This window comes from Methylobacter psychrophilus, assembly GCF_025583945.1.
GTDB classification, from domain to species: domain Bacteria; phylum Pseudomonadota; class Gammaproteobacteria; order Methylococcales; family Methylomonadaceae; genus Methylobacter_C; species Methylobacter_C psychrophilus.
On sequence record NZ_JAOEGU010000050.1, the window covers coordinates 1 to 15559 of the forward strand.

Genomic DNA, 15559 nt, shown 5'->3' on the forward strand with positions numbered 1-15559 from the left:
TTTCGATATCCAGCGCCGAAAATCTTCAGATACCGTGTTTGTGAGTCGCCCAAAAAAATATTTTGAGACGAAATACCCGATCTTTTTTCGCCAGTGAATCTGGAAAGGGTTACAGCGCAAATGGCTCTAAAATCTTGTACCTTGACCCTGTATCCTGTAACTTGTACCGTGGAATCACCTTCAGCCTGATTAATTGGGCTGATTATTTTTTACTTAATTTAGGTTTAATAATGGCCAGAGTTACTATCGAAGATTGTTTGGAAAATGTAGAAAACCGTTTTAAACTGGTTTTATTGGCTAGCACAAGAGCACGCCAGTTAAGCCATGGTGCGACCGAGTTCCTTCCTCGTGATAAAGATAAAGATACCGTTCTTGCCTTGCGTGAAATTGCTGCAGGTCACGTCACTACCGAGAACATTAATCTGTTGCATCGTGTTGGCGAAACTCACGACCATAACCCCATTTTCTAATTATCTGCATTAATGTCGAAAATAGCTGACACTATCGGATCAGCACTGCTTCAGGACGAACTGATTCAGCGTTTATGTACCACTTTGTCCGGCTATTTAGATCAACCTCAAATTGATGATTGTGTCCGTGCTTATGAATTTAGCGCGGATGCACATTCAGGTCAGTTTCGTAAAAGTGGCGAAGCTTATATTTGTCACCCGGTTTCCGTCGCTATCACGCTTGCCGAGATGCGCATGGACGCCAGCGGCATTATGGCGGCTATTCTGCATGATGTCATTGAAGATACCCCAATCAGCAAAAAAGAACTGGCCAGCCAGTTTAGTGAAGAAGTTGCAGAACTGGTTGATGGCGTTACCAAGCTAACAAAAATTGACGGTAAGTCCCAGACTCGCGCTGAAGCGCAAGCTGAGAATGTCCGTAAAATGTTTCTGGCGATGGGTAAAGACTTGCGAGTAATCCTGGTCAAGCTGGCAGATCGATTGCATAACATGCAAACGTTGGGTGTGATGCCCTCAGAAAAAAAACGTCGCATTGCACGAGAAACTCTGGATATTTACGCCCCGATTGCCAATCGTCTGGGTATGAATAAAATCCGCCACAAACTCGAAGCGCTGAGCTTTGAAGCTATGTACCCACGGCGTTATGTTATTTTAACCAATGCCATAAAAAAAGCCCGTGGTAATCGCAGTAAAATTGTCTCTACCATTGAAAGCACGATAAAAAATCGTCTCGAACAGGCAGGCCTCGCTTGTGAAGTCTCAGGGCGGGAAAAAAATATTTACAGTATTTATCAAAAAATGCTCCAGAAAAAAGTGTCTTTGGCATCAATTTTTGATCTGTATGCTTTTAGAATTTTTTGTGATGATGTGGATGCTTGTTACCGCTCATTAGGTGTTATCCATAACTTGTATAAACCAATTCCAGGTCGATTTAAAGATTATATCGCCCTGCCCAAAGCCAATGGTTATCAGTCTTTACATACCATTGTTATCGGTCCTTATGGCGTTCCTATCGAGATCCAGATCAGGACTCACGATATGCATCGCATGGCAGAATCCGGTATTGCGGCGCACTGGCTCTATAAATCCGATGATGATAAATCTGAAAAATTTCAGGTACGAGCCAATGAATGGCTAAGAGATTTATTGGAAATTCAGAAGACCGTCGGTGATTCTCTCGAATTTATTGATAATTTAAAAGTTGATCTGTTTCCACAGGAAGTTTTTGTATTTACTCCGAAAGGAGGGATTATTAAAATTCCCAGAGGCGCGACTATCATCGATTTTGCTTACGCCGTACATACGGATATCGGTAATGCCTGCGTATCTGCCAGAATAGATAAACAACTGGTGCCGCTACAAACCAAACTGGAAAACGGCATGACCGTAGAAATTATTACGGCAACCTGGGCAAGGCCTAATGCGCTGTGGCTTAATTATGTGACTACGGTAAAAGCGCGTTCCAGTATCCGCAACCATCTGAAGAATTTTAAACAGCAAGAAGCGATTAGTTTGGGTCGACGATTACTGGAAAAAGAATTGCAAGCCATGCATCTGAATCTGGAAAATATCGACGAGACCCGGATACAAGGGTTACTTAATGTTATGGCAATACCCTCCATGAACGAGTTAATGGAAGATATTGGCTTGGGCAATAAAATGCCTTTTCTCATTGCCAAACAGTTAACCCAGGATGATATTAACGCTAATATTAAACTCGATGATACCGGCAAAATACAGCAAACACCTTTGATTATAAAAGGCACCGAAGGCATGGTGATCACTATGGCAAAATGCTGTAGACCCATTCCCGGTGATTCAATCATAGGTTATTTTAATCCGGGAAAAGGTATTGTGGTTCATCATCATGAATGTCGCAATCGCTCTATTGTCAGAAAAAAGCACACTAATTGGTTGGATGTTGAGTGGTTTAATGAGGTCGTAGGAGATTTTCCCACTGAACTTCGTATTGAAATTCTTAATCAGCGCGGGACGTTGGCAACGATTGCCTCAACTATTTCCGAGGAAGGATCGAATATTGAAAACGTCACCGTTGTCGATCAGGATGATCGTGTTTGCGTTGATTTAATTACCCTGACAGTTAAAGACCGCGTACATTTGGCCAGAATTATGCGTCGCTTGAAAGAATTATCCATCGTTTTAAAAATTACCCGGGTTAAGGGCTAGGAGACTGTCCGAGAATAGAAAATCTACTGCGAAAAAGCCATTTCTGCCAGATTTCCCGCTCATTTTCGTTTAATAGAACAACTATTCGCCCCAAATGACCAAAAAATCTGACCAAAAATGGCTTTCCCTCGCTACGGTGTTCCTATTCTCGGACGGCCTCCTAATCAATTAAGGTCCGAAAAAAAGGCCGAAGACAAATTATCGCGTTACTCGCATTAAGCTGGTTTTATAGGAGCAGGCCATTCACTAGGTGTAATCGATTATGCCTGCCCTCGGTACACAACTACAAGGGCTTTTGCCCTTACAGCTATTGGCTCGCACTATGAACAGCTTAATCTTTACTGCCTATTCTTTTAGGTAGGCGTATTTTTTTAAGCAGGTTTTTTATACGTTGCGCATTAATAATGATAAAAAAAGGTATGGCGCCGCCTATTAATGTACTCAGCAGCAATACCGCCATCGTTAATCGAGTCCAGTTAACCGGGTAAACATCGGCCCTGACGGGTTTGCTGATGCCGGGAATGCTGGGCAAATCACCATCCCCGCCATCAACCTTTAATTGCGCTTTCATGCCTTTTTCCATATGTTGCGGCAATTCGCAATGGACCAGATAGGTTTTTTTCTGGCTGGGCATAATCAGGGATGCCTGCAACTGACCCGCGCCGTAAAGCTCTAAATGGAACATGCCTTCAGGATATATATAACCGGGTAAACCATGAATCATCAGTTGGTGGCGTATCTGGTCATCGTTGATAAAGGTAATGTTTATTTTGGCGCAGGGTTTGACATCCCATTCTTGCTGGTCAAAAGCAAACATTTTGCCGGTAAATTTCAGCGCATGTTTTTGACCGGCATGAATCGTTATATCAACATTTTCAGAGATTTTTGTGCAGTCACGCGGAAGGTTGTCACTATTGGCATTCATAATCATGCCCTTTTCATCCATCAACATACCACCATGGTTCATTGCAGCAACCGACTGCATAACGCCCAGCATGATTAAACCCAGCATTAATGCTTTCATTGATTTTGTTTCCGTTTATAAATCAGCACACTAAACACCAGCAGGCCGATGATTAAACCCACAATCAGGCCAAAAATAATAATCTGCAAATAATTCGGTGCGAGTAGACCTGCATCACCCAGTAACGGAGCAAAATCACCAACACCCCATATCGCCATTTTTTTAGCATAATAGTCTTTATTAAATACCTGATCGAATAATTCATTGTGCATGGTTGGCATGCCTTGCTCGTCCAGGTAAGACTTGTAAGCCAGTATTGCCATATTACCACCGGGTTCCATACCATCCGTCGTGGTGCCCGTTGGCACATGATCATGAAACATCCACAAGCCGGGGCCATAACTGTGTAAACCATCGTTTTGGGTTTGCAAGTGTAAATCAGTTCGTTGCGCCGGGGCGATATCAAAAACATCGCGCGTTATTTGCATTGCAACAGGTTGATCAACACCATCTAACGCCGTGATGGTGGCTTTATGGCCGTGGATATGCAGTGCCACTGAAGAGCGCTGTAAATTGGCAACATGTAATTTAATATTTTCATTTTCAGAGGCAATAATCATTCCGTCACGTAGTGTATAAGGGAAAGAATGGCCATTGAGCATGAAGTAGTTTTCAAACGATTCTGTCATGTTATAGTCACGGCCCATGCGTTGCGCAATTAATCTGGGATCATTGGCCGTCTGGATGATTTTTGCCAGTTTTTTATCGACGGATTGATAATGCAAATCATATTCCTGACGGTAAGATTTTTTTACGGCAACCGAAGGGTGGCGTACTTGTCCGGCACCGATATTGAAGGTTTGCAGCCAGTTATCAGGCTGATTTTCTTCGACAATAAACATCCCGCTCAAGCCCATCATAAAATGCTGCGCCGTTTGCACATGGCAATGATAGAGCATGGTGCCTGCATGTCTGGGCTGGATTTCATAGGTATGGCTTTTCCCGGGAAAAACCGCATGTTCTTCCATGCCATCATTATCCTCACCTTTTGCCGTTAGCCAGGGATGATCGACACCATGCAGATGAATGGTGTGGGGTAAATAATGGGTATTTTCCAGGGTGATATAAACCTTGTCACCTTGTTCAACGCGAATAACCGGGGAGGGCGCACGCAACAAGGGATTAGCGACTACCGAGTTAAAATTTTTAAGCGCCATACCACGAGATTTAGGTGCATAAACCCAAAGCCCCGGCTGAATTCCAGGGGCAATGTTAAAGGTATTAATTAAAAATTCGCCATCAGGACTTGCGCCATTAAGCTCGACAACTTCCAGCTTAATGTGAATAACATCAGGATCGCCATCATTATCCAGATCGTCGGTCATGGTTAACGCGTCCTGAGCCAGATTGGTCTGCATCAGTGTTGCCATGGATACATTATTAGTGCCTTTAACCGACGCAGCCACATCATAAGGATTGTCAGGTTCACAAGCCGGTGACTCATCAATGTTTACACCCTCAATTACTTGCGCGGGACGCCATTCCGGATGCTCATTAGAGCAAGGCTTTTCAATACTGTTATTGTCTGAGCGACTATAAACAGTTTCAGGGGGGGCAACACCCGCTTGCTGTTGTAATCCGGGCACCACAAAAACAGCGATGGTAATTAATACAGGGACAAGAAACAGCAGCAGTATTAATAAAATTAGGTGTTTTTTGATCATATACCGATAAGATAATTTTAAAATTATCGCTATTGTAAAGGTCGGATTGAATTAAGCCTAGACGCGTTTTTAAGGTGCTATAACGGGAACGCTTTAACGGGGTAAATTTTTTGCGCTATAGCCATTATTTAATCGCTAACAAGTTTCAGGGCGGTAATTCTTATTATGAGCAAATCTTATCTAACTTCAAGCTTTTGGTGCTTGTTATATTGACGACCCAGTTAGCTAAACGGGTCGTCTTATCTTTCAGTTAGCTCACGGAGGTTAATTTTACAATTTTGTTATGTAAACATTTTAGAAGGATTTATAGTCAGTTTTGTGTATCGACTTCAAGAGTATTCGTTAAATCACCAGCGTTATCCCTTACACCCGGCAGGGGTTCAAGCCCAAAGCGACGGGTAATGAATTTGATGATGGAGGTGGTATCGTAAAGTGTATTGTCGATAGTGTGTTTTCTAGCGAATGGTGAAATAATGATGGCAGGAATTCTTGATCCCGGGCCCCAGCGATCACCTTTTGGCGGCGATACGTGATCCCAAAATCCACCATTTTCGTCGTAAGTGACGATAATAAACATGTTCGGCCATTGTGGGCTGGCTTGTAATTGTTTGACAAGCTCGGCGATATGAGCGTCCCCTGACATTACGTCGGTATAGCCCGGATGCTGATTCAAACTGCCCTGAGGCTTGTAGAAAGTGACGGCTGGCAGCGTACCTTTAGCAATATCTGTTTGTAAATCAGTATAATCTTTCAGATGTGCGATGCGTTGTTCGCGACCGTTTGCTGTTGTCGGATCAAAGCGGCTAAAGTAATTGAAGGGCTGGTGATGAGTTTGAAAGTTAGCGGCACTGGCACCAGTTTTATAAATAACGCTACGTGCTTTGTCAGGGCTTTGCATCCCGTCGGCCAGTGCGGCATGCCATGCTCCAGCATACCAGGCCCAATTAATTTGCTTTGCCGACAAAGTATCGCCAAGCGTTTTTTCAGTTTGAGGATCAAGGACAACTACCCCGCTTTTAATACCTGAATCGGCCAGTAGCGGGTTCCCTGTTTTTGCTGGTGGAGTGCCACTGGGCTGAAAGGGTGGTTGAGCCATATTAACAGCATAGCTACGTAGGTTGCTTTTATCGGCGGGTGTAAAGTTAAAATCACCTAAATAGTGAGGTGCCATCTGCAAAGCACTGGAGGGTTTAAATGCCAACATACCGGTTTTATCGTCAAGTATTGATACCTGGTCAGTCGATATATTTGCCATCGAAGGTGTACAGGCACAGACCAGCCAAAAATGATTAAGAAAGGATCCCCCAAAAGCACCCATAAAAAAATTGTCAGCCAGCGTGTATTCCTTAGCAAGCTGCCAAAGCGCCATGCTTGAGCCGTCATAATAACCCATCGTCAAGCCACCGGCATTGGAAAACGCTGCAAATTGGTTATTACTGCCACCATTAATTTGCATTTGGTTATGATAAAATTTATGCACTAAATCCGGTGAAACGTTTTTTATACCATTACTTGAAGGCGCGTCGCCAGGAGCGGCATCAATTTGAAACGGTTTATTGGGCAAGTCGGCAATAAACGACCAGTTTGGATTGTTTTTGTTCCAAATAGGTGGCAATGAAGGTAATACGGTTTTGCCATCACGATCCAGTTGCAAATAAGTTTCAGGATGCTCCAAGGCATTATGGATGCCATTGGCCCCCGGAAATAATCCGTAAAGGTTATCAAAACTGCGGTTTTCAGCATAGATCACTACAACGGTATTGATCTTGTCTAGTGTCGATTCAGCGACAGTTGAGTCTGAATTGATCTGGCCATTACTGGTGCAACCAGTGACTATTAGGACATAACTTATCAATAAGCCGATAGTATTGTGGTGATGTTTGATAGGCATGCTTACTTTCCTGTATGGATTAAAAAATAAAATTTGCTTAGCCTTCTATTATCCCTGTTCCAATGAACGAAACCAGCATCTGTTGAGTAGTGACCTAAGCTTTCGGATGAATCTTGTATTCCTCGCAATATGCTGGTTTACATTTTAAAAGAGACGTTTTTAAAAGGTACCTATTTAGTGCGTTCTGGCTCTTTAACACACTATTTTGGTTCATTTTTTTGGAGTCTCCAGAATAATTATTATTGGGTGGTTATTGTCAGAGCACGTATGTTATGAGCTGGTAACAATCAAAAAATAAAGTCCATTGTTGGTATAAATAGTGCTTGTTTTTTATTGTCAGGAATTAATGCCTGGCGCTACCTTGTTCATATACTTAAGGAGAAAATTATGATGGCTATAATACTTTCTTTTTTACTGCTGCTGTATATGTGCTTAATAGAATCACATTTTAAGGACAATGACCATAAATAGTACTAAATTCGAACTCCAGGAGGCTGTCCGACTACTGGTGAAGATCAATATTCAACCTAAACAGGACGAGGTATGTAGCCTCGTCCTACTTCAAAAATACCAATAATGACTTGTTCAGAATTAACGAACGGTTACATAAAAGTTGAATTATTGGCTGATGGTCCGTTCATTACTATCGAAATATGCATTATTTCAGATCATACTGGTCATCAAAAATCTTATTGTTTGAATTGACGAGGTGCTGAATGCTCGATAAAACCCTGACGATTATACTGGCTGGCGGTGTCGGTTCGCGATTACATCCATTGACTGCCGACCGAGCCAAGCCAGCCGTTCCCTTCGGTGGCAATTACCGGATAATCGACTTTACACTGTCGAACTGCCTGCACTCTGGTTTAAGACGTATATTAGTACTGACTCAATACAAGTCGCATTCATTACAAAAGCATTTGCGTGATGGTTGGTCTATCTTTAATCCGGAAATCTCTGAATATATCACACCCGTACCGCCACAGATGCGAACTGGTGAGTCCTGGTACTCCGGGACAGCCGATGCCATTCGTCAGAATCTATATCTGCTTCAACGCAGTAATGCCAGTTATGTAGTCATCTTGTCTGGAGACCATATTTATAGAATGGATTATGCTGCCATGCTTAAGTTTCATCGTGATCAGGGAGCAGGATTAACGATTGCCTGCATGCCTGTGCCACTCGCCAGTGCCAGCTCTTTTGGCATCATGTCGGTAGATGATGCACAGCGAATTCGTGCATTTAACGAGAAACCAAAACAGCCCAAGCCTCTGCCGAATGACCCGCACCATGCGCTGGCATCAATGGGCATCTATATTTTCAACATGGATTTGCTCAGTCGCGAATTACAAACTGACTCAGGTCTTAGCGCATCAAGTCATGATTTTGGCAAGGACATTATTCCACGACTCATCGATACACATTGTGTCTGTGCTTACCGGTTTGGCGGAGAAACCGGGCGTGTAACGCAGGATAAATACTGGCGTGATGTCGGTACAATTGATTCATATTACACGGCGAATATGGATTTACTTGCACTGGTTCCTCCGCTGAATCTCTATCAACCTGACTGGCCTATCCGCACCTACCAAGGACAAAATCCTCCTGCACGCATGGCTCCAGGACCTCTTGGAAAAGAAGGGCAACTGGTCAATTCTCAGCTCGGTAGCGGAACCGTTGTTTACGGTGGTACAGTCAGGCACTCAATCCTGTTCTCGCAAGTCCAGGTCGATGAAAATGCCGTTGTCGAAGATTCCATTTTGTTTGATGGGGTACAGGTCGGAGTCGGTGCGCATTTGAAACGGTGTATCATTGACAAAAACGTGCAGATTCCACCCGGTGAGCGGATTGGGTTTGATCATGTTGTCGATGCAACCCGTTTTACTGTCTCGGAATCCGGTATTACTGTTGTTCCCAAGGATTATGATTTTCTGGTTAATACCTTATAACATCAGTAATTAATATTCCCATCCCCCGGAAACCGTAAGAAATGATCCTGTCATCGTTTCAGGGCTGTCAAAAACCAACCATTTGACAGTTTTTCCTATTTCATCAGGATATACCGGGCGACCGAAGGGGATTTGTTCCGCCATATTTTGACGCTCTTCAATGGATATGTTGCCTTCCTCGACCAGGCCTGGACAGATTGCGTTGACTCTTACTTTAAAAGGCGCCAAAGCAGTAGCCAGGCTTTTTGTTAAGACAGCAACGCCTGTTTTTGCAGCGCAATAACATGCTGACATTGGTCGGGCTTTAATGCTTTCTACCCCGGAAAAAGCGAAGTTGACAATATGACCTTGGCTTTTTTTCAGTGTTTCCAGCGTGTAATGGCAGGTATTAAAACAAGTACTTAAGTTTGATTGAATATCTTGCTCCCATTCCTGAGGTGATACGGTCAATATATCTTTATAGACAAAAGGTCCAATGACATTAATGAGTACATCGATGTTGCCAAATTCTATCAAGGTATTTTGAATTAAACTTTCGGCTGATGATGCTTGAGTCAGATCGGCTTGAAACAGCTTGTTATTAATGTTTTTTTTATCCAGCCATTCTTTTAGCGATTCGGCTTTGGCCTGATTGGAATAATATTGTAATGCCAGGTTTACCGAGTGTCCGGAAAGTGCTTTTGCTACGGCAATGCCGATGTCAGAATTACTGCCGGTGATCAAAATAGTTTTCATTAAGTGCCTTAATTAACAGGTGTTTTTTTTGTTGTTAAAAACACGAACGTACAATTCCGCCGTCTACCCGTAAAGCGGCACCGGTGATAGCTGAGGCAAGGGGACTGCAAACAAATGTCACCAAACTAGCGACTTCATGAGGCGTTGCGAAGCGTTTGATCAGCGAACTGGGTCGGGCGCTCTCAACAAACTCCTTTTCAAAAGAAGCGAATTCAAGTCCGCCACTGAGTTGCGTCACAAAATCTTCAACGCCGGCCGTACGAGTTGGTCCGGGAAGAATGGCATTGACAGTAACACCGGTTCCTGCACAAGACTCGGCCAAACCACGTGAAAGGGCGAGCTGGGCTGTCTTTGTAGTACCGTAATGAATCATCTCCGCAGGAATTTGAATGGCGCTTTCACTACTGATAAAAATAATTCGCCCCCAATTTTGTTGCTTCATACCGGAAATATAAGCGCGGCTAAGACGTACGCCGCTGAGTACATTGACCTCAAAAAATCGCAGCCAGTCTTCATCAGAAATTTCCTCAAAAGGCTTGGGTTCAAAAATGCCGAGATTGTTGACGAGAATATCTACAGACGGGAAGTGCAAGAGCAGAGCTTCGATCGTTTCTGCCTTGGAAAAATCACCGACAAAGCCCTCTATTTTTGCTTCCGGTACAGTTTGCCTAATTTGTTTCAAGGCGTTGTCGACGGCTTCATTTGAACGTCCGTTAACAATGACATGGGCTCCTTCAGAGGCTAGTTGGCTGGCAATGGCAAAGCCGATGCCTTTGGTAGATCCAGAAATAAAAGCCGTTTTATCTGTTAGTTTTAGGTTCATGATTTATGGTAGGTGAGTAGCAGCTTGATAACGTCTGATGTGAAGTAGGCACATAGATAGGATTTTAATTTATCGACAAAAATGTAAGGCATAAATTACTTTATGTGTGTCAGCTTACTACAGAACAATTAATAAACAATGTTCTGTGCATAATAACTTCACTGACTATGTCAATTTACAAGGGGTTAGAACGATAAATTAACAGCTTCATCGCATCTCTTTGTTGAATCGGTGTTAGAAACGGGCAGATAAAAGATGCTTGCCCAACCTTGATTGTTTATCAGTCAATCACAATAACCGCATAAAAATTTGGTATTTGGCTATAATGCGAGGCAATAACTAAAACTGCTGACACAGGTAAGTAATAATGACGATAACAACAAGAACACTTTCAAAATTGCAAAGCTATTTTGAAATCAAGGTAGAGCAGATAAAAGATAGTGAAAATTATCAGAAGTTACACGCCTTACCTCTACTTAAACGTTGGGCAACTTTGGCAGGCCTGTTTTTATTATCACAGTTGGTATTTTTTGGCTTGTTATACCTGTTTTTTGGCAAGGTGGTTGTTATCGGTTTTCTGGCCAGTATTTTAGCCGGTCTGGCTACCGGCGTTGGTGCTTTACCTGCTTTGTTTTTTAAGGTCATTTCACGTAATTTATTTAATAGTATGTTGGGTGCAGCTGCCGGCGTTATGTTGGCCGCAACTGCCTTTTCGCTATTGATGCCGGGTATGACTTATGGCAATTTAATCTGGCCTGGTAAAGGTATCTATATTGTTTCTCTGGGAATGGTAGTGGGGGCAGCATTTTTGCATTACGCAGACCGCCAGTTGCCACATGTACATTTTGATTCAATTTCAGATGTTCAATTGTCTTCTTTAAAAAAAGTCTGGCTATTTATCATTGCCATCACCATCCATAATTTTCCTGAAGGCATGTCGGTAGGCGTCAGTTTTGGTACGGGAGATATGAAAAATGGTCTGGTTTTAGCGATAGCCATCGCTTTGCAAAATATTCCTGAAGGTTTAGCCGTTGCCTTGCCATTGGTTGGCTTGGGTTACAATAAATGGAAAGCTATAGGTATTGCTACTTTAACCGGCTTGGTTGAACCTGTTGGCGGCTTGCTTGGCATCACTATGGTGACTGTTTTTGAACCTGTTTTACCAATTGCAATGGGTTTTGCTGCCGGTGCCATGTTGTTTGTTATCAGTGAAGAAATTATCCCGGAAACTCATTCAAAGGGGCGCTCACGTTATGCAACCTTCGCATTGATGGGCGGTTTTATCATTATGATGATTCTGGACAACCTGCTTAGCTAATATTAAAAATATCCGAAACAGATTTTTTTTATCGTTATTCTTAATGTAAGGACTTCTTCTGTAGGGTTTGTGCTGTGCGAGACTAGGTAATTAAGCTCTACAGCACGCTTTAGATGACTTAAGTTTGGTCCAAAAACAGCAGGCTGTGGAATGAACAGGATATTTGCATCAAAACGACTGAGACAAGCATGGATAATCTTCAAAATATTTGGCAACAATTTTCAGTAGCGCGATTTTTATCGTTGTTGGCTACCGGTAATATTACCGAACTATCAGCCACCGCTGTGACCAGTTTTGCCCTGATTGCAGCCGCAGAAATTGGTGATAAAAGCCAGTTGGTTTGTATGACCTTGGCATCCAGACATAGAGCCATGCCGGTTTTATTGGGCGCTATCGCAGCTTTTGCTTTTTTAAATACCTTGGCCGTTGTTTTTGGTGTAGCCATTGCCAGTTGGTTACCAGAATATAGTGTTGCGGCAACCGTAGCTTTTCTGTTTGCTGTTTTTGGGGTTCACTCCTTACGAATGCACGAGGAGGAAAGTGATGAGGACGTTAAGGAAAAAAGTGGTCATAATATTTTCTTGACAACTTTCTTATTGATTACTGTCGCTGAATTTGGTGACAAAACACAATTAGCGGTTGTTGCCTTAAGCAGTACTGTCACACCACTGGCGGTATGGCTTGGATCAACAGCAGCGCTGGCCTCGACATCGGCTTTGGGTATTCTTGCAGGTCGCACTATTTTAAAAAAGATTCCTTTAGTCTTGTTACATAAAATTAGTGGAAGTATTTTTCTGATGCTTTCTGCTTTTGCTGCTTACCGTGCTTATACCAGTTACACAGGTTGACTGGCTTAAGAAGTCTGTTTATTAAAGTGCTCATACAGGGATGCGGTCTTATGAATTGACCTATGTCATCAGTAAAGTATAAAATCAGCGGCTGGTTTGAGTGCCTTTGAGTATTATTCGATAATACTTGATACAAACGGATCTGTTTGGTCGTTCGATTAACTGAAAATGTTGGATTTCATAGAACCACCTCAATGTGAAGTCTGGCTAAGGTGATATCCAGGAATTAATAACCCTAAGTGGTTCAGGATTTTTTTATTTACACGGCAAAAAAATAAGCTTGTAGCTCTGGCTACGTAACTATTTTGACAACGCCGTTAATAAATAAAAAGACCGGTAAGCCGGGTCTGTTATTCGCAGGAAATCACCTAAATACTAATTGTGAGGTGATCTTTTTTGGATATATATTATGGATAAACTAAAAGCACTCTCTTTTGATTCACTAACAGCGCTTTCTTTAAGTATTGGCGGTCTGGCTGGAGTTGCAACATTTTTGGCAGTAGGACCTTTGAGTGGTTTCTTTTTTATATGGGCAGCGACTATCGCATGGGCTGCTTACTTTTTTCTGGGCGCCAGTAAAGAAGCCTTGATAAACACTATCGTATGCGGAATTTTCGGTGTATTTATGGCCTGGATTACAGCTATTTTACTGACCCATATCCCGGCTACAGCCATTCTTGGTTTTCCATTTATGGCTGCTATTACTGTAGCTGTTGCCGTTGTCGTTATGTGTCTTGCTGCAAATATTCCACAACTTGCCACAATACCTGCCAGCGTACTGGGTTATTCATCAACGTTTGCCTATTTGTTGCAAACACCTGATAAATTAAATCAGGATGTTCTGCTGAGTATTTCTCTGAGCAACCCTTTACTGGTTATCTCTATCTCCATCGTTGTCGGTACTTATTTTGGTCAATGGTCAGCACAACTGAGTGCAAAACTAACCAAGTAAACTGATTGCACATTAATAATTTGCATGAGGTGGGTAACGCTGTTTTACCCACCCATACCTTATATTGCCGTATGCATAACGACAGTATAGGTTTTTTCAAGTTTGCCGAATAAGAATTTATCTCGCAAGTTCAGTTTTTCTCATACCTTGTTACTCTCTCTCTATAACCTTTTAGAATTTAACTTCCCTATTATCTCGATTTAACTTGATGCAGAATCATCAGGAAAGACTGATTCAATGATTGCATTTGCAATGACTTTGCCTACAATGACTGTCCCAGTAATAAATTGTCAGGAAATGTTATGCTAATTCTCGGTGTGGATATAGGTGGGTCAGGTATTAAAGGCGCTGTTGTTGATACGGTCACGGGTGAACTGGTCACCGAACGTTATCGTATTGATACACCGCAACCGGCAACGCCAGAAGCGATTGCAGCAATCCTGGCGCAACTGGTCATTCATTTTAATTGGAGTGGATTGGTGGGCTGTGGTTTTCCTGCCGCTATTCAACACGGTATACCGAGGACGGCGGCTAATATATCGACATCGTTTATCGGTATCAATATCGATAGGTTGTTTTCAGAAGCGACTAAATGTTCCTGTTATAGTGTTAATGATGCAGATGCGGCCGGCATGGCAGAAATGCATTTTGGTGAAGGAGTAGGTCAATCCGGGGTTGTTTTACTGATAACCGTTGGTACCGGCTTGGGTACGGTTTTTTTTAGTGATGGAAAGTTACTTCCCAATACCGAATTAGGCCATGTCTACCTAAAAAATGGCAAAAAAGCCGAACATCATGCCTCAGATGCCGTTCGGAAAAATAAAGACTTGAGTTGGAAAGTTTGGGGAAAGCGCTTTAACACTTATCTGATCCAGATGGAAGCGCTGTTCTGGCCTGATTTGATCATTCTTGGCGGCGGCGCCAGCAAAAAATTTAACAAATTTAATAAACAAATTACAGTAGATGCACCGGTAAAGCCAGCTGCCTTTTTAAATCAGGCCGGTATTGTTGGTGCGGCATTGTATGCACAATCGAAAAATACCTTGACCGATAATTAACCACCCTCTCTCTTAAACCTGCTTTAGGACTATCAAGTTATGTTGGTAACAGAAAATTTGATGAAAGAACATCAATTGATTTTAAAATACATTGGTTTAATGGAGCGCTATGCTGAGTCAGCTTTAAACGAGTTTAATAGCTTTATCTTGTTTGAAAAAGCCAATGATTTCATAGTATTTATTGATGATTTTGCTGATGATTTTCATCATGCCAAAGAAGAAGATATTTTATTTCGTTATCTTGATGTTCCGGGTGTCCTGACACATTGTAATCCAGTTCCTCAGATGTTGCTGGAACACAATAAAGCCAGGGAGTTTGTCAGTAATATGAAAAATTCACTACGAACAAAAACGTTAAATGAATTGGTGGTTAACATGAGTCAGTATGCGAGTCTTTTAAAAGAACATATCTATAAAGAAGATAATATTTTATATCCTATGGCGGAGCGTGGTTTGTCGGACGAGGCTAAATTATCTTTATTAAAAGGCTATGCGACAACAGATAATCGCCTGAATAGTCCGGACATGTGGTGTAAATTTGAAGCACTTTATACCGAGCTTGAGTCGTCATTAAACGTCTGAAAATAGACGGCTACTCAGTCGATTTTTTGCGAGTTGCACACTAAAAGGATTAATCGTT

13 protein-coding genes are annotated in these 15559 nt (G+C 42.3%); 8 read left to right on the forward strand and 5 right to left on the reverse strand.

Annotated elements, in window-relative coordinates; all coding sequences use genetic code 11:
- Nucleotides 1–230: 230 nt before the first annotated feature.
- On the forward strand, nucleotides 231–470 hold the full coding sequence (rpoZ, locus tag N7974_RS16730) for a DNA-directed RNA polymerase subunit omega (RefSeq protein ID WP_243217296.1): 240 nt from the start codon (nucleotides 231–233) through the stop codon (nucleotides 468–470).
- Between the two features lie 12 nt (nucleotides 471–482).
- Complete coding sequence (locus N7974_RS16735) at nucleotides 483–2657, forward strand: RelA/SpoT family protein (RefSeq protein ID WP_262966723.1); 2175 nt, start codon at nucleotides 483–485, stop codon at nucleotides 2655–2657.
- 331 nt (nucleotides 2658–2988) lie between these two features.
- On the opposite strand, the gene N7974_RS16740 is transcribed toward N7974_RS16735, so the two are convergent.
- The 3 genes from N7974_RS16740 to acpA all read right to left on the reverse strand — a co-directional run bounded on the left by N7974_RS16740 (nucleotide 2989) and on the right by acpA (nucleotide 7236).
- A complete protein-coding gene (locus N7974_RS16740; protein ID WP_262966724.1) occupies nucleotides 2989–3681 on the reverse strand; it encodes a copper oxidase in 693 nt (230 codons plus the stop codon).
- Nucleotides 3678–5345 carry a multicopper oxidase domain-containing protein gene (locus tag N7974_RS16745; protein WP_262966725.1) on the reverse strand — a complete coding sequence of 556 codons (1668 nt, stop codon included), beginning with the start codon at nucleotides 5343–5345 and terminating at the stop codon, nucleotides 3678–3680. Before N7974_RS16745 ends, N7974_RS16740 begins: the two co-directional genes overlap by 4 nt.
- Before the next feature lie 310 nt (nucleotides 5346–5655).
- Nucleotides 5656–7236 carry an acid phosphatase gene (gene acpA, locus N7974_RS16750; protein WP_262966726.1) on the reverse strand — a complete coding sequence of 527 codons (1581 nt, stop codon included), beginning with the start codon at nucleotides 7234–7236 and terminating at the stop codon, nucleotides 5656–5658.
- 716 nt (nucleotides 7237–7952) lie between these two features.
- Here acpA and glgC point away from each other — a divergent pair.
- Nucleotides 7953–9185, forward strand: coding sequence for a glucose-1-phosphate adenylyltransferase (gene glgC, locus N7974_RS16755; protein WP_262966727.1), 1233 nt, complete (start codon nucleotides 7953–7955; stop codon nucleotides 9183–9185).
- 9 nt (nucleotides 9186–9194) lie between these two features.
- On the opposite strand, the gene N7974_RS16760 is transcribed toward glgC, so the two are convergent.
- Nucleotides 9195–9920 carry an SDR family NAD(P)-dependent oxidoreductase gene (locus N7974_RS16760; RefSeq protein WP_262966728.1) on the reverse strand — a complete coding sequence of 242 codons (726 nt, stop codon included), beginning with the start codon at nucleotides 9918–9920 and terminating at the stop codon, nucleotides 9195–9197.
- A gap of 34 nt (nucleotides 9921–9954) precedes the next feature.
- A complete protein-coding gene (locus N7974_RS16765) occupies nucleotides 9955–10743 on the reverse strand; it encodes an SDR family NAD(P)-dependent oxidoreductase (RefSeq protein ID WP_262966729.1) in 789 nt (262 codons plus the stop codon).
- A gap of 367 nt (nucleotides 10744–11110) precedes the next feature.
- Between N7974_RS16765 and N7974_RS16770 the strand changes: the two genes are divergently transcribed.
- From N7974_RS16770 to N7974_RS16790, 5 genes are all read left to right on the forward strand, one after another.
- On the forward strand, nucleotides 11111–12061 hold the full coding sequence (locus N7974_RS16770) for a ZIP family metal transporter (protein WP_262966730.1): 951 nt from the start codon (nucleotides 11111–11113) through the stop codon (nucleotides 12059–12061).
- A gap of 188 nt (nucleotides 12062–12249) precedes the next feature.
- Nucleotides 12250–12909, forward strand: a complete 660-nt coding sequence (locus N7974_RS16775; RefSeq protein WP_262966731.1) for a TMEM165/GDT1 family protein — start codon at nucleotides 12250–12252, stop codon at nucleotides 12907–12909.
- 409 nt (nucleotides 12910–13318) lie between these two features.
- Nucleotides 13319–13861, forward strand: a complete 543-nt coding sequence (locus tag N7974_RS16780; RefSeq protein ID WP_262966732.1) for a DUF1097 domain-containing protein — start codon at nucleotides 13319–13321, stop codon at nucleotides 13859–13861.
- 302 nt (nucleotides 13862–14163) lie between these two features.
- The gene (gene ppgK / locus N7974_RS16785; protein ID WP_262966733.1) at nucleotides 14164–14919 is read left to right on the forward strand and encodes a polyphosphate--glucose phosphotransferase; all 756 of its coding nucleotides are present in this window, start codon (nucleotides 14164–14166) and stop codon (nucleotides 14917–14919) included.
- Between the two features lie 39 nt (nucleotides 14920–14958).
- Nucleotides 14959–15501, forward strand: coding sequence for a hemerythrin domain-containing protein (locus tag N7974_RS16790; protein WP_262966734.1), 543 nt, complete (start codon nucleotides 14959–14961; stop codon nucleotides 15499–15501).
- The last annotated feature ends 58 nt before the right edge of the window (nucleotides 15502–15559 follow it).

What these genes read in the sequence shown, in the direction of transcription:
- rpoZ (WP_243217296.1), top strand. Translation starts at nt 231, where the DNA reads ATGGCCAGAGTTACTATCGAAGATTGTTTGGAAAATGTAGAAAACCGT.
- N7974_RS16735 (WP_262966723.1), top strand. Translation starts at nt 483, where the DNA reads ATGTCGAAAATAGCTGACACTATCGGATCAGCACTGCTTCAGGACGAA.
- N7974_RS16740 (WP_262966724.1), bottom strand. Translation starts at nt 3,681, where the DNA reads ATGAAAGCATTAATGCTGGGTTTAATCATGCTGGGCGTTATGCAGTCG.
- N7974_RS16745 (WP_262966725.1), bottom strand. Translation starts at nt 5,345, where the DNA reads ATGATCAAAAAACACCTAATTTTATTAATACTGCTGCTGTTTCTTGTC.
- acpA (WP_262966726.1), bottom strand. Translation starts at nt 7,236, where the DNA reads ATGCCTATCAAACATCACCACAATACTATCGGCTTATTGATAAGTTAT.
- glgC (WP_262966727.1), top strand. Translation starts at nt 7,953, where the DNA reads ATGCTCGATAAAACCCTGACGATTATACTGGCTGGCGGTGTCGGTTCG.
- N7974_RS16760 (WP_262966728.1), bottom strand. Translation starts at nt 9,920, where the DNA reads ATGAAAACTATTTTGATCACCGGCAGTAATTCTGACATCGGCATTGCC.
- N7974_RS16765 (WP_262966729.1), bottom strand. Translation starts at nt 10,743, where the DNA reads ATGAACCTAAAACTAACAGATAAAACGGCTTTTATTTCTGGATCTACC.
- N7974_RS16770 (WP_262966730.1), top strand. Translation starts at nt 11,111, where the DNA reads ATGACGATAACAACAAGAACACTTTCAAAATTGCAAAGCTATTTTGAA.
- N7974_RS16775 (WP_262966731.1), top strand. Translation starts at nt 12,250, where the DNA reads ATGGATAATCTTCAAAATATTTGGCAACAATTTTCAGTAGCGCGATTT.
- N7974_RS16780 (WP_262966732.1), top strand. Translation starts at nt 13,319, where the DNA reads ATGGATAAACTAAAAGCACTCTCTTTTGATTCACTAACAGCGCTTTCT.
- ppgK (WP_262966733.1), top strand. Translation starts at nt 14,164, where the DNA reads ATGCTAATTCTCGGTGTGGATATAGGTGGGTCAGGTATTAAAGGCGCT.
- N7974_RS16790 (WP_262966734.1), top strand. Translation starts at nt 14,959, where the DNA reads ATGTTGGTAACAGAAAATTTGATGAAAGAACATCAATTGATTTTAAAA.